The sequence below is a fragment of the Bradyrhizobium sp. TM239 genome (genome assembly GCF_036247985.1).
Classification (GTDB): Bacteria; Pseudomonadota; Alphaproteobacteria; order Rhizobiales; family Xanthobacteraceae; genus Bradyrhizobium; species Bradyrhizobium ottawaense.
The window spans coordinates 68,194-82,148 of the sequence record NZ_BTIR01000004.1 but is presented as its reverse complement, the minus strand read 5'-3'; the positions used below and the strand labels follow the sequence as shown (position 1 = coordinate 82,148).

Annotated in this window: 13 protein-coding genes; 7 read left to right on the top strand and 6 right to left on the bottom strand. The window is 64.2% G+C overall.

What is annotated here, in order from left to right; all coding sequences use genetic code 11:
- Nucleotides 1-516 precede the first annotated feature (516 nt).
- The 3 genes from AABA84_RS07980 to AABA84_RS07970 are packed head-to-tail and all read right to left on the bottom strand — an operon-like array spanning nucleotide 517 to nucleotide 2,599.
- On the bottom strand, nucleotides 517-1,362 hold the full coding sequence (locus AABA84_RS07980; RefSeq protein ID WP_338311792.1) for an SDR family NAD(P)-dependent oxidoreductase: 846 nt from the start codon (nucleotides 1,360-1,362) through the stop codon (nucleotides 517-519).
- Between the two features lie 9 nt (nucleotides 1,363-1,371).
- Entirely contained in the window at nucleotides 1,372-1,923 is a 552-nt protein-coding gene (locus AABA84_RS07975; RefSeq protein WP_338311791.1) for a carboxymuconolactone decarboxylase family protein, read from the bottom strand.
- Entirely contained in the window at nucleotides 1,901-2,599 is a 699-nt protein-coding gene (locus AABA84_RS07970; RefSeq protein ID WP_338311790.1) for a TetR/AcrR family transcriptional regulator, read from the bottom strand. Before AABA84_RS07970 ends, AABA84_RS07975 begins: the two co-directional genes overlap by 23 nt.
- Nucleotides 2,600-2,764: 165 nt before the next feature.
- Here AABA84_RS07970 and AABA84_RS07965 point away from each other — a divergent pair, with 165 nt between their 5' ends.
- The 5 genes from AABA84_RS07965 to AABA84_RS07945 all read left to right on the top strand — a co-directional run bounded on the left by AABA84_RS07965 (nucleotide 2,765) and on the right by AABA84_RS07945 (nucleotide 7,316).
- A complete protein-coding gene (locus AABA84_RS07965) occupies nucleotides 2,765-3,976 on the top strand; it encodes an ABC transporter substrate-binding protein (RefSeq protein WP_338311789.1) in 1,212 nt (403 codons plus the stop codon).
- A gap of 3 nt (nucleotides 3,977-3,979) precedes the next feature.
- A complete protein-coding gene (locus tag AABA84_RS07960; protein WP_338311788.1) occupies nucleotides 3,980-4,873 on the top strand; it encodes an MBL fold metallo-hydrolase in 894 nt (297 codons plus the stop codon).
- Nucleotides 4,874-4,884: 11 nt separating this feature from the next.
- Nucleotides 4,885-5,853, top strand: a complete 969-nt coding sequence (locus AABA84_RS07955; RefSeq protein ID WP_338311787.1) for a Bug family tripartite tricarboxylate transporter substrate binding protein — start codon at nucleotides 4,885-4,887, stop codon at nucleotides 5,851-5,853.
- A gap of 25 nt (nucleotides 5,854-5,878) precedes the next feature.
- A complete protein-coding gene (locus AABA84_RS07950) occupies nucleotides 5,879-6,418 on the top strand; it encodes a VOC family protein (protein WP_338311786.1) in 540 nt (179 codons plus the stop codon).
- Nucleotides 6,419-6,503: 85 nt separating this feature from the next.
- The gene (locus AABA84_RS07945; protein WP_338311785.1) at nucleotides 6,504-7,316 is read left to right on the top strand and encodes a class I SAM-dependent methyltransferase; all 813 of its coding nucleotides are present in this window, start codon (nucleotides 6,504-6,506) and stop codon (nucleotides 7,314-7,316) included.
- A gap of 146 nt (nucleotides 7,317-7,462) precedes the next feature.
- Here AABA84_RS07945 and AABA84_RS07940 read toward each other — a convergent pair whose 3' ends face one another.
- Nucleotides 7,463-9,019: a L,D-transpeptidase gene (locus AABA84_RS07940; RefSeq protein WP_338311784.1), complete on the bottom strand. Its 1,557-nt coding sequence runs from the start codon at nucleotides 9,017-9,019 to the stop codon at nucleotides 7,463-7,465.
- A gap of 438 nt (nucleotides 9,020-9,457) precedes the next feature.
- Nucleotides 9,458-10,486 carry a fatty acid desaturase gene (locus AABA84_RS07935; RefSeq protein ID WP_338311884.1) on the bottom strand — a complete coding sequence of 343 codons (1,029 nt, stop codon included), beginning with the start codon at nucleotides 10,484-10,486 and terminating at the stop codon, nucleotides 9,458-9,460.
- A gap of 875 nt (nucleotides 10,487-11,361) precedes the next feature.
- On the opposite strand from AABA84_RS07935, the gene AABA84_RS07930 reads away from it, so the two are divergent.
- The gene (locus tag AABA84_RS07930) at nucleotides 11,362-12,039 is read left to right on the top strand and encodes a Crp/Fnr family transcriptional regulator (RefSeq protein ID WP_338311783.1); all 678 of its coding nucleotides are present in this window, start codon (nucleotides 11,362-11,364) and stop codon (nucleotides 12,037-12,039) included.
- Between the two features lie 51 nt (nucleotides 12,040-12,090).
- Nucleotides 12,091-12,318: a hypothetical protein gene (locus AABA84_RS07925; protein WP_212251073.1), complete on the top strand. Its 228-nt coding sequence runs from the start codon at nucleotides 12,091-12,093 to the stop codon at nucleotides 12,316-12,318.
- A gap of 425 nt (nucleotides 12,319-12,743) precedes the next feature.
- On the opposite strand, the gene AABA84_RS07920 is transcribed toward AABA84_RS07925, so the two are convergent.
- Nucleotides 12,744-13,937, bottom strand: a complete 1,194-nt coding sequence (locus AABA84_RS07920) for a CaiB/BaiF CoA transferase family protein (RefSeq protein ID WP_338311782.1) — start codon at nucleotides 13,935-13,937, stop codon at nucleotides 12,744-12,746.
- Between the last annotated feature and the right edge of the window lie 18 nt (nucleotides 13,938-13,955).

The window sequence follows — 13,955 nt, the reverse complement described above, 5'->3', positions numbered from 1 at the left end:
CAATCCTCGATGTGCCGATCCACAGATGGATTGTCGGAGGTCACCGGCTTACGACGCGGCACGAGGTTTGGTGTCGGTACGATTGAGCCTTGCAGGTTTAGCTTCCCTCGCGGGACGGTGACGCCTGGGTGAACTGCAGACCCGGCCAGACCCTTACTATAGACGATCGGCGAGCTCAAGGGCCTGGCCCGCCGGATGCGGAGTAACGCTGTTTGGACGCCAACGCCGCCACAGGTCGCCAGGCGAGATCGGGCGCGGCTGCAGCGAGCTGCCGGCAGCGGTCGCGCATCGGCTCGGCGGGACGATCGTGGCCGCGTTTCAGCACGGCCTCGAAATCGCACCTGGGCAGCCATGGCGCTCGGCATCATGGCTCAAGGGCCGGGCAACATCTCGCTCGACCATCTGCTCTGCCGCGCGCGAGAGACACGCGAATCTATCCACAAGCACTCCGTCGGTGTGGGTGTAGTCGGCAGAGCCCGGATTACGCTTTCGCTCCGTCCGCGCGAAGCATCCAACTCACATCCCGCTCAGGCCGCTATCGACCGCGAGCGTCTGCGCGGTGACATAGACGCTTTCGTCGGACAGGAAGAACAGCACGGCATAGGCGATCTCCCACGCCGTGGCCTGGCGGCCGAACGGGACGTGGCCCTTGCCGCGGTTGGGACGGCCGGCGCCGGCTTCGCGGCCGTTGGGGGTGTCGACGAGGCCGGGATAGACCAGGTTGGCGCGGATGCCGCGGCGCGCGCCGAGATGGGCGATGTTGCGCATGAGGCCGCCGAGTGCGGCTTTCGAGGAATCGTACACCGCCATCTGCGATCCCGCCTTCAACGCGGCGATCGAGGAGATGAAGACGATGGCGCCGGCATCGTCGAATCTCGGCAGCGCGGCGCGGCAGCATAGCATGGGGCCGCGGACGTTGACGTCGTAGATCCTGTTCCACTCCTCGGGGCTGACGGCATCGAGCCCGGTTTTGCCGAAAGTGCCGATGTTCAGCACCATGCCGTCGAGGCCGCCCATGGCGCGATGCGCCTCCTCGATCATCCGTGTAACGTCGGCCTCGGAGGTCACGTCGGCCGCGATCGCAAACCCTTCGCCGCCCTCATCGGTGATCTGCTTGACGGTCTGCTGCGCGGAGGTGCGGTTGAGATCGGCGACCGCGACCCTCGCGCCCTCTCGTGCGCATAAAATGCTCATGGCGCGGCCGTTGCCGATGGGATCGGTGGCGGTGTCGAACACGCGTTGGCCACCGCCGACGATCAGGATGCGACGTCCCCTCAGGCGCCCCCTGCCCGGCGCTTCGCCCAGCGACTCCGCACTCGGCGGTCGGACGTAACGTTCCGGCTTGCTATCGGTTTCCGTCATCGCGACCGCCTACTTCTTGCCGCCGTCATAGACCGTCATGCCGGCGGCAGGATCGAGATCGGTTTCGGTCGCTTCGGTCAGGCGCGCCATCATCATGTAGAAGCCGAGCGCGACGATGGATTCCACGATCTCCTGGTCGCTGAAATGCGCGCGGGCAGCGGCGAAAATCGCCTCGGGCACGCGGACGTTCGCGACCACCTCGCGCCCAAAATTCAGCAGCGCACTCTCGGCCTCGCTCAGCGCGCCGGCGTCGTAATCGCCGCGTTCGACCGCATCGACCTGCGCCTGCGTGCAGCCGACGCCGAGCGCGATCGGAACATGCTGGCGCCATTCATAGGCGCCGCCCTCGAGCTGGGCGGCCTGGAGGATCAAGAGCTCGCGGTTGACCGCGCTGAGCTTCTGCTTGTGCAGGATCGAATTGCCGAGCCGCATCGCCGGGATCATGTTGGCCTCGGCATGGGCCATCATGCGAAAGATGTTGAGCTTGACCGGCATGCGGTCGAACGAGGCGCGGATGTCGCCGCTCGTCGTCTCCGGATCAATCAGGGGCAGCCTTGCCACGCGTTTCTCCCTTGGGCTTTCGTTTCTTGTTGTCGGTGTCCTCGCCTGCCGCGATCAGCGACAGGAAGAAGGCGAGATAGCGGTCGATCGCCTCGATCACCTTCGGCCGCGGCGAGGGCGCTGCGCCCATCACGTAATGCTCGAGGCGGATGTAGATCAGGCCGGCCGCGAACAGCCGCGCGGTCTCACGCGGGTCCGGCGTCTTGACCAGGCCGGCGAGCGCAAAGCCGCGGAAATAGTCCGTCATCATGCTCTGCTCGCGCGCGTAGAAATGATCGGCGAATTTGGCGCGGATGCCGGGGACGCGGTTACGCTCGGCCGTGATCACCTTCTGGAACTGGTGCTCGCGCGGATCGGACCATTGCTCGACGAGGTCGAGCGCGAACTGGCGGCAGAACGCTGCGGGCTGGCGCGCCAGCTGCTTGTAGCGGGCCTCCTCAAGGCGGCTCGCTGAACTGGCGGGGCCATGCTCGCTGACGATCGCTTCCAGGATCGCGGCCTTGCCGGGGAAATGATTGTAGAGGCTGCTCTCGCGAATGCCGACGCGGCGCGCGAGCTCGCGCATCGAGGCGCCGCCATAGCCGCTCTGCGCAAACAGATTGAGCGCTTCGGTGAGGATGCGCTCGCGCGTCGTGGGCGCAGCCGCTTCCGCCGCGCTTGTGGTGTGGAGAGCCATGCGACTTGACTAACGAACGATCGTTCGCTAGTCAACCGTACGAACGATCGTTCGTCTCGCCAACTCTGGCGGCAACGGTTGCGGCCCGCAAGCCTTCGGGCGCTGTTTCTCGCGTTTCAACTCCGCTCGATCGAGAGGCGGAGAGCAATTTTTGGGAGACGACCCATGGCGCGCTTCGCCCGCCCTCGCCTCACTGCGGCCTGCATCCTGTTGCCGCTGCTCGCGGCCGGTATCGCCTCAGCCCAAACCGCAAAATACGATCCCGGCGCCGACGACAAGACCATCAAGATCGGCACCACCGCGCCGCTGAGCGGCCCGGTGTCGGCCTTCGCGCAGATCGCGAAATCGGCGGAGGCCTATTTCCGGAAAGTGAATGACAACGGCGGCGTCAACGGGCGGCGCATCCAGATGATCATCGCCGACGATGCCTACAGCCCGCCGAAGACGGTGGAGCAGACACGGCGGCTGGTCGAGAGCGAGGAAGTGCTGCTGATCTTCGGCGGCGTCGGCACGCCGACCAACAGCGCCGTGCACAAATATCTCAACGACCGCAAGGTGCCGCAGCTCTTTCTCGGCTCGGGCGCGGCGAAGTGGGACGATCCCAAGAACTTTCCGTGGACAATCGGCTGGCAGCCGACCTATCGCGACGAGGCGATCGCCTACGCAAAATACATCAAGGCGAGCCACGCCAATGCGAAGATCGGCGTGCTCTACCAGAACGACGATCTCGGCAAGGACTACCTGAAGGCGCTCGAAGAGGGCCTCGGTGGCGGCGAAGCGATCGTCGCGCGCGCGGCCTATGAGACCTCGGCCCCGACCGTCGACACCCAGATTTTGCAGTTGAAGACCGCGGGTGCCGATGTCGTGCTGGTCGCGGCGACGCCGAAGTTCGCGGCTCAGGCGATCCGCAAGATCGGTGAGATCGGCTGGAAGCCGACGACCATCATCTCCAACGTCTCGGCCTCGATCAGCGGCGTGCTGGAGCCGGCAGGCAAGGACAATTCCACCGGTGTCATCTCCAGCCAATATCTGAAGGACGCGACCGATCCGGCCAACAAGGATGACCTCGGTTACCGGGAGTGGCTGGCGTTCATGGACAAGTACATGCCTGATACCAACAAGAGCGACTGGCTCAACGTCTACGGCTACACCATCGCTCAAACGCTGGTGACGGTGCTGAAGGCCTCCGGCAATGACCTCACCCGCGCCAATGTGATGAAGCAGGCGACGACCATGAAGGACGTGCGCCTGCCGATGCTGATCAACGGCACCGCGGTGAGCAACTCGCCCGAGCGCTATACGCCGATGACGAGCCTGCAGCTGATCCGTTTCGACGGCACGCGCTGGGTGCCGTTCGGCGACCTGCTGAAGAACTGACCGATGCGGCAGGTGACGATCGGCAGCATGCGGGTCGATCTCGTCAGCGAGATCCCCGCGCTCGCCTTCGAGAAGGATTGGCTGTTCGCCAATGTCACCGACGAGGTGATCGCGGAGAACCGGAGCTGGCTCGATCACCGCTACATCGAGCCGGAGACCGGCCGCTTCATCCTCAGCCACCACTCATATCTCGTGCGCACGCCGCGCTGGACCGCGATCGTCGACACCTGCTGCGGCAATCACAAGAGGCGGCCGCGTGTGCCGGCGTGGAACAACCTCGACCAACCCTATCTGGAGAATTTGCAGGCGCTGGGCGTTGCGCCCGAACAGGTCGACTTCGTGATGTGCACGCATCTGCATGTCGATCATGTCGGCTGGAACACGCGGCTGATCGACGGACGCTGGGTGCCGACCTTTCCCAATGCGCGCTATCTGATGGGCCGCGCCGAATACCGGCACTTCGAGGCCGCGCACAACGCCGCGCCGAAGCGCCCGGTGAACCACGGCTCGTTCGAGGATTCCGTGCTGCCGGTGGTGGCGGCCGGCCTTGCCGAATTCGTCGAGACCGACCATCGCCTATTCGACGACCGCGATGCGGCCTTGCGCTTTGCGCCGGCACCCGGGCACACCGCCGGCAACATGCAGATCCACATCACCGGCGGCCACGATCACGCGGTGATGTCCGGCGACGTCATTCATCATCCAATCCAGTGCGCCGCGCCGTGGCTGTCGAATGCCGCCGACGTCGATCCGACCGCGGCGCTCGCAACGCGCATGGCGCTGCTGGAAGAGCTGGCGGATACGCCGAGCTATCTGCTCACCGGCCATTTTCCGGCACCGACCGCGGGTCGCGTAATCAGGCACGGCGATGCCTACAGATTTCGTTTCGAAGATTAGGGAATGCCATCATGATGCTGCGCACCGTCACGCTTTCGTTTCTCGCATTGCTGTCGGCGGCACTGCCGTCACACGCCGAAGATCCTGCCGCCTATCCCACGCACAAGATCAAGATGCTGCTGCCCTACGCGGCGGGCGGCGGGGGCGACGTGGTCGGCCGGCTGCTCGCCGACAAGATGGGCAAGACGCTGGGGCAGAGCATCTATATCGAGAACCACACGGGCGCTGCCGGCACGCTCGGCACGCAGATGGTCGCGACATCTGCGAATGACGGCTACACCATCACGGTCGGCGGAATGACCACGCACGTGCTGGCCCCCGCGATCTACCCAAAGCTGCCCTATGATTCGATCAAGGATTTCACCACGATCGGTCGCGTCGGCGTCTCCTCGATCATCCTGGTGGCGACCAAGGATTTTGCGGCCAACGACATCAAGGGCCTGATCGCGCTCGCCAAGAAGGGCGAGCCGATCCAGTATGGCAGCTGGGGCGTCGGTTCGACCGGACAATTCTGCGCGGAGATCCTAATGCAGCAGACCGGCATCAAGATGGACCATGTGCCGTTCAACGGCATCGCAAAGCTTGCCGGCGACCTGCTCGGCGGACACATTTCGCTGGCCACACTCGACGTGGCGACCGCGACGCCGCTGGTGAAGGACGGCTCGATCAAGGCGCTGGCCGCCTGCGGCGAGCGCTCGCCGAGCCTGCCGGATGTCGCCAGCTACAAGGAGCAGAGCGTGCCGTTCGACCGTAGCCTGTCCTGGGCGATGTATGCGCCCGCGGGCCTCGCGCCGCCGATTGCGCAGAAATTGTCGGCGGCGCTGAAGGATGCGCTCGGCGATGCCGAGGTCAAGGAGAAGCTGCTGAAGCTCGGCATCACGCCGCAATTCGTCCCCGGCGAGGAACAGCGCGACATCAACGCCCGCGACATCGTAGCCTGGAAGCAGGTTGCCAAGGACGCGGGCATCGAGGTCAAGTGAGCGGGTTGAGAACAGGAGCGCGGGCATGAGCCGCATCTTCGGCGCGGTGCGCCAAAACGGATATGTGGTGCGGGACATCCAGGCCGCGATGAAGCACTGGATCGAGGTGATGGGTGTCGGCCCCTGGTACTACATGGACCGCGTCAAGACCGACTGGTTTCGCCACCGCGGCCAGGACTCCGCGGTCGAGATGAGCATCGCGCTGGCCAATTCCGGCGATCTCCAGATCGAGCTGATCCAGCAGCGCAACGACGCGCCCTCGCTGTACAAGGAATTCCTCGACGCCGGGCACGAAGGCCTCCAGCACATGTCCTACTGGAGCCACGACTACCAGGCGCTCTACGACAAGGCGATCGGGCTCGGTTACAGGATCGGGCATGAAGGCCAGATCGGCGGCGACAAGGGGCGCTTTGCCTATTTCGACACGCAGGCCCATCCGGGCACGGTGATCGAGATCTCCGACATCAGCGGCACCAAGGGGCCGTTCTTCGAGAAGGTCCGGCAAGCCGCGATGAGCTGGGACGGCACGCGGCCGATCTGCGAGGTCGGCGGCGGTCGATCGTAGGAGCGACCGTCGCATCGTTTTCGGCGCAGCCGGCGCCAAACCGTGCTAATTTGAGCCCCGTGTTCAAACCTTCAGCGAGGCAATCATGTCCGACACTGACAAGGTTTTTGCCGGCTCGATTCCGAAGATCTACGACGAGTATCTTGTCCCGATGTTCTTCTCCGTCTATGCGGAGGACATCGCAAGACGCATTGCCGCTCGCTCGCCCTCCGCGCTGCTCGAGATCGCCGCGGGCACAGGCGCAGTGACGCGCGCCGTGGCGGCGGCGCTGCCGCGCGGCATCCGTTACGTTGCAACCGACCTCAACGAGCCCATGCTCGCGGTCGCCGCGCAGCGTCAGGCGGACGATGACCGCATCAGCTGGCGCCAGGCGGATGCATCGGTCCTGCCCTTCGACGACGCCGGATTCGACGTGGTCTGCTGCCAGTTCGGCGCGATGTTCTTTCCGGACCGGATCAAGGCTTACGGAGAGGTGAAGCGCGTCCTGAAACCGGACGGCACGTTCGTGTTCAACGTCTGGGATCGGATCGAGGACAATGTGCTGACGCATGAAGCGACAGTCGCGCTCGGCAAGCTGTTTCCCAACGACCCGCCGCGCTTCATGGTTCGCACGCCCCACGGCTATCACGACAAGGCCGTCATCAAAGCCGACCTCGAACGTGCCGGCTTTCGCGACATCTCGATCGAGACGCGATCTGAAACAAGCCGCGCGCCATCGCCCGAATATGTCGCGCTCGCCCTCTGCCAGGGCACGCCGCTGCGCAGCGAGATCGAGGCGAGGGATGCCAGCAAGCTTCAGGCCGCGACCGACATCGTCGCCGAGACGATCCGGACGCGTCATGGCGCCGGCCCGGTCGAGGGCAAGATTCAGGCTATGGTGATCGAAGCGCGTCCGTAGCTGCCAAAGCACGACGGCGTCAGGCCCGATCGGCGCTGGAGATGACCTCTTCCCGACGAGGAGAGGTCATCTGAGCTCTCGGTACGCAACGCTTCAACCAAAACACATTCCGCTTTAGGCCGCGGTCCGGGCTGCCGCCCTGCGTCCTACCACCAGCTTCGCTGCATCGGCTGCGTCGACTGATAATATTGGTACTGGCCGCGCTGCCGGCGCGGATTGGCCGGCTGCACGTAGGGGTCACGCTGGTAGAAAAAACCGAAGCCGTTACCGCCATTGTCCCAGCCGTCATCGCTGGCGATCATGGCGGGCGCGGTCGGCTTGCGCGTGATGAAGCCGCCCTGCGGCTGGTTGCTGAGCACCGCGACGAATTCGGTACGGTAATTGGTCTCGCTGCTCAGCGGCTCGTCCGAGATGATGATCGAGGAGCGCGGCAACGCGGTCGGCGCGATGCGATCCCACACCTCCTGCGGGATGGTGATGCGGTCGAGTGCATTCCTGGCCGCGTCGCCGTTTTCGATCGTGACCCCGCTCCAGCGCAGACCCGTGTCGGTCTTCGCCATCGCGGTGAAGATATGCGTGCCGATCGGCTGGTCGGGATTGTGGATGGTAACGGGAACCTCGATGCTGGTATCGAACACCTCGCCGCCGCCGTCGGGCGCCGGCTTGTGCGTGTTCCGCCGCACATAGAGCTTCTGCGTCGCGCGGCTGATGTAGACCGAGACCGGCTCGAGCGCGAGCTTTGCGTCGGTCGCAGCCTTCACGGCGTCGGCCTTCCTGGCCGCGGTGGCCTTCGCGGCCTCCTTCGTGGCGGCGACGGCATCCCGCTTCGGCTGCGCGGCGGCCTTGGCGGCATCGAGCAGCGTCGCTGCGTCGGCGGCCCTGGTCGCGGCCTTCTGCTTCAACTCCTCGGCCTTGGCGCGGGCCTGGTCGGTCTTTGCGTTCGCGAGCGTCTTGTCGGCGAAGGCGAGCTCGGCGTCTGCGCGAGCCTTCTGCTGTTCGAGCTTGCGCAACGATGCGGGCAGCGAGGCCGCTTCCTTCGCGGCCGCTGATGCGGCCTTCTTGGCCTCGTCGGCGGCCCGAACGGCCTCCTCGGCCTCGGCGGAGAGCTTGTCGATGCGGCCCGGAGCCGCCGCGATGGCTTCCCGCTTCGGCGCGAACAGCAGGGGGTGCGTGATATCGATCGGGGCCGCATCGTCCGGCGAGATGATCACCCGCATCCCGATATTGGTCTTGTCGAACAGGTTCTCGGCAAAGCCGAAGGGCATGCGCACGCAGCCGTGCGAAGCGGCATAGCCGGGCAGCGGTCCGCCATGCAGCGCGATGCCGTTCCAGGTAATGCGCTGCATGTTCGGCATCCAGGCATCGTCATACATGGTCGAGCGGTGGTCCTTGTCCTTCTCGACGATGGCGAAGACGCCGGCCGGCGTCTCGCGTCCCGTGGTGCCGGTCGACACCGGCGCGCGCAGGATCCAGCCCTCGGCATCGTAGAACGTGACCTGCTGGCTCTTGATCGACACGATCGCCATGATCGGCTCGCCGGCCTGGCGCTGCGCCACCGCCTCGGCCGGCTGACGCCCCTGCTTGGCCGCAATCGCCGGGCCAATTGCCGTCAAAGCGAGCATCGCCGCCAAGATCACCATTCCGGGAGGCCCCCAACGTCGCATCGCTACGGTGGATTGCGCCGTCGTCAGTCCGTTTTTCATGCCATCCTCGGTCGAAATGCCAGTCCGTCGGCCAACTATCAGATTGCGATCTTTCAATTAAGAAATCGCAGACACCGTTCCGAGCCGATTGCGGGAATATCCGGCGCGCGGGTGACAAATCTCTCATATACGACAGCCCGGACCGGAGGAAGGGTAGCCCGCGGGTGAAGCCGGCGTCGAGCTTGGGGCCGACGCCCGCGTCAGAATGTCCACCCTGGAGATGGCGCAATCCCCGATGTCCGTCCGGAACGGAACCGGGCGCGCCACAGATCACAATTGGATCACAGATCGCCGCATACACGTCTTGGCTAGGCGACCCGTCGTCGCCCGACAGCGCTTCGGCGTCCAGACCCTTGCTGAACGCCCGTCGCCTTCCGATCGGCCTCTCCCGGAGACGCAACGACGGGGCGCATGGATTCAAGACATTCGGCAGCCACGCTATGGAAGGGTGCGCACAATCCCCGAGATCATGGCGGCCTCTCCAAAAGAGACGAGCCGCTGCCGCTCCTCGTCCCACAGGGTCAGCCGCACGGTCCGCAAACTCTGGCGCAGTGTGATCCGCGCCGCGCCAGCGAGCTGCGGATGGTCGCGCAGCACGTCCGGCAAACGATAGCAGGGAATTCGACTGGACAAATGATGAATGTGGTGGATGCCGATATTTGCCGTGAACCACCGCAACACGCCTGGCAATTGATAGTGGGAGCTGCCGTGCAACGCAGCTTCTTGAAAATTCCAGGTCTCGTCGCGAGACCAGTAGGTATGCTCGAACTGGTGCTGGACGTAGAACAACCAGACACCGATCGACGCCGCCAGAACGATGATCGGCAGGTGTACCAGCAGGAACGGCCCATAGCCGACCAGCCGGATCGCCGCTGCGACGAGAGCCCCGATCACGATGTTCGTGCCCATCGTGCTCAGCCAGGGCTTCCAGCCGCGGCGCATGCCCCCCACCGGCAATCGATGCTTCAAGATGAACAGATACGTGGGACCTACGCCAAACATCACGACGGGATGGCGATACAAACGATACAGCGTCCGGCGCCATCGCGACTGCCCGAGAAACTCGCGCACGGTCAACGTATCGATGTCACCCAAGCCCCTGTGATCGAGATTGCCGGAATTCGCATGATGGCGTGCATGGTTGTGCCGCCAGTAATCGTATGGCGTCAGTGTCATCACGCCGATGGCTCGGCCGACCCAATCGTTCGCAACGCGGCCGCGGAAGAACGAGCCGTGTCCGCAATCGTGCTGGATCATGAACAGGCGGACCAGCAAGCCTGCCGCGGGTATCTCGAGAAGCAGAGCAAGCCAATAGCCGTGGTCGAGAGCGGCCCAGACCAGAGCCCAAAGGCCGAGGAAAGGTACCGCCGTGATCGCCAGTTCGAGGGTGCCGCGCGCACTGTCGGGCGCGCGATAACGCGCGAGCAGCTGCGCCGATGCGCGATTTTCCGGCGTCCCTCGAGTCATCTGCTGTGCTCCGGAACATGTCGTCCAAGAAGCACGGTTATCGGCCACGGACGCTTGCGGCGGCAGCCCTTGGGTCGTGCCCCGCGCATTCTCATATTGATCCTTGCCGGGGCGTGCCGCTGAGCAATATTGCTCACGGCCGCCAGCTGAAAGCGTGACATATTCGCCGACCAGCGGCCATTTTCGGCAATGTGAGCAATATTGAACAGAGGTCAACCTCGTCGCGCGGGATGCTCACCGCGTCGCAGCCGAAACGAATCGGCTGTCATCGGCGGCGGCTTTGGGTACAGCATACCCCGCCATTTGGACAGGAGCTTCATATGTCCGAGGTCTATGCTCGTCCAGAACCGACGCTGATTCCGATACCCAGACCACTCTGCCCGGCGTGCCAGCGCCGCATGATGCTGATCCACGTCGGACCAAGTTGCGAGGGTCCCGATCTGCGGATCTTCGAATGCTCCAAGTGCGGGAACGTCCAAAAGACATCCATGGACGATCCGATGAGACCAGCCAAGTAGCGGCTGGAACGTTCGAGGAAGCGGCCCTGGCACGGGGGTGCGAACCAGGGCCGCCATTCATCAGATATGATGAGTGGGCTTCACATCCGGTCGCCATAACCAAGTACCCGTGGTGACGTTCGTTCCAGGCAGACTCTCGCCCGACAAGGCCCAAACCTGTCCCCATGACGATCCGGACCGCGAGCGAGCCGGCCGCGATGCCCACGGCCAATATGACGAAAAGGCTTTCACCGGATATGTTCATATGCACGTCGTCGTCGCTCAGAGGAACCCGCGGGCGGGAGCGGGGATTTGCCTAACGCGCTCGGCACCGATCCTGCTAAACTGAACGTCCTCCGATCAGGTTTTGACGACGTCATGGCAAAAGCGCCGAAAGGCACGTTCGACCCGAAAGTCTTTCTCGCCAAAGTCGGCGAGGGCAAAGCCATACTGAAAGTCGACAAGAACCAAATCGTCTTCTCGCAGGGCGACGCCGCGGACACGGTCTTCTACATCCAGAAGGGGAGGATCAAGGTTCTCGTCGTCTCCGAGCAGGGCAAGGAGGCCGTGGTCGGAATCATGGAGCCCGGACAATTCTTCGGCGAAGGTTGCCTGAACGGCCAGCTCTTGCGGATTTCGACAACGGTGGTGATGGAGCCTTGCGTGATCACGTCCATCACGAGATCAGCGATGCTCGCCGCACTCAAGAGCGAGCCGAAATTTTCCGAATTGTTCATGGGCTATCTGCTCAGCCGAAACAGCCGCATCGAGGAAGACCTGATCGACCAGCTGTTCAATTCGAGCGAGAAGCGACTTGCGCGTCTTCTGCTGCTGCTGGCGAATTTCGGCAAGGATGGCGCCTCTCAGCCTATCGCAGCGCAGATTAGCCAAGAGACGCTCGCGGAGATGATCGGAACAACCCGCTCGCGGGTCAGCTTCTTCATGAACAAATTCCGCAAGCTCGGCTTCATCACCTACAACGGCAAGATCGAGGTTCACAGTTCCCTCCTGAACGCGGTGTTGTATGACAAGCCCGAAATCGTGAGGGACGCCTAGACGGTGTGGCGCAATGACGCCTCGCGCCGCCTGCTGCAATGAAGGTACCCCATGAAAAAACCGATCGCGCAAGCCGACGACGTCGAACCTCGGACCATTCAGAGAGCTGACATAGCTCCGGCCGACGGCTTCTCTCTTGTGGTCGATGGCCACTTCAAGACTCGCTACGACAGCGAAGCGGCGGCCCGAGAAGCTGGCGCCGAGCTGCTCGGCAGATTCCCGATGTTGCAGATCCTGGTCTACGATGCGGGGACCAGGAGGCGATCACCGCTCCAGTAGAATTTCGGTCATTCGTGGCGGCTTGGCACGCTTGCTCCGATGCCGCCGCGAAGCATATGCGATTGCCCGCTCACGACCGACGGCGCGCTGACGGTGCGGCCATGACCGGCTCAAGTCGGCGGTCTTGATTCATGGCCGGCGAGCCACAGAAGTGACTGGTCAATATGGCTCGCTCGAACAAAATCGCCCTCAGCCTGGAACCCGGCCCGGCCGGTCCGCTTCCCGACGGAAGCGAGCGATAGCCTAGCCAATGGGCCCTTCCAGAGCTAAAGACGACGGGGGCCAGGGGCCTCGTCCGACGTCGCGAGCAACGCGCGATGCGAGCAGGATGAAGCCTCATCGCGCTTTGGGTTGTCGTTGAAGCATCATCTTTTCGGAAAACCGCGCACTTTGTCCGGATCGTGTTTTAACGCCTCCCGAACGGCTTAGTCCGCGGTGCCGACCGCCTTGCTGTCGATCGCCGCCTGGATTTCCACATCGCTCAAGCCGGCCTCGCGCAGCACCTCGCGCGAATGCTCGCCGAGGCGAGGCGCCGCGCGGCGGATGCTGGCCGGGCTTTCCGAGAACTTCGTCGCGGGGCGGGCCTGCCGGATCCGGCCTTCGGTGGGATGATCGATGTCGGCAAACAACCCGACGGCGGCAAGATGCGGCTGCTCGCCGATCTCGGTGAGCCGGGCGAAGGCGGTGTGCGGCACGTCCAGCCGCAGCAACAGTTCCTCCCATTCCGCTGTGGTGCGGGTCGGCCCGATCTCGCTCATGCGGTCGTAGATCTTGTCGATGTTCTGCGAGCGCACCACGGGATCGCGTACGCCGAGCTCATCGCTCAGTTCGGGGCGGCCGACCGCCTCGAAGAAGGCGCACCAATTGTCCCCGGAATAAGGCAACATGGTCAGCCAGCCGTCCTTGGTCCGCACCGGGCGCCGGTTCTTCATCCGCTTGTAGCCGGTCGGGCCGATCGGCGGATCGAAGGCGTGACCGCCCAGCATCTCGATGCTGTTGAAGCCGGCGATGGTTTCGAGCATGGGCACCTCGACCATCTGGCCCTGCCCGGTGCGCTCGCGGCGAAACAGGGCGGCAGAGACCGCGCCGACCATCGCCATCGCGCAAATCTTGTCGCCTATCAGGCTCGGGACGAATGCCGGCTCCTCGTCCGATCCGATCGAGGACGCCAGGCCCGACGCGGCCTGGATGATCTCGTCGAAGGCGGGGCGCGCCGCCCACGGGCCGTCCTGGCCGAAGCCGGTGGCGGCGGCGTAAATCAAACGCGGATTGAGTTTGGCGCAGGCCTCGTAGCCGAAGCCGAGCCGCGCCATCGCGGCGGGCCGCACGTTGGTGACGAGCGCATCGACGGTCGGGATCAGTTTTGCCAGCGCCGCCTTGCCGTCCGGATGCTTGAGATCAAGTGCGAGACTGCGCTTGTTGCGGTTGACCGCCATGAACTGGCCGCTCATGCCGCGGTTGCGAAACACGCCGGTGTAGCGCCAGGTGTCGCCGGCGGTCGGCTCCACCTTGATCACATCGGCGCCCCAGTCGCCCAGCATCTGCGCGGCATAGGGGCCAAACAGCACGCTCGTCAGATCGAGAACGCGGATTCCGCTGAGGGGGCCGGTCGCTGTCATCGTCGTTTCACTATGGCT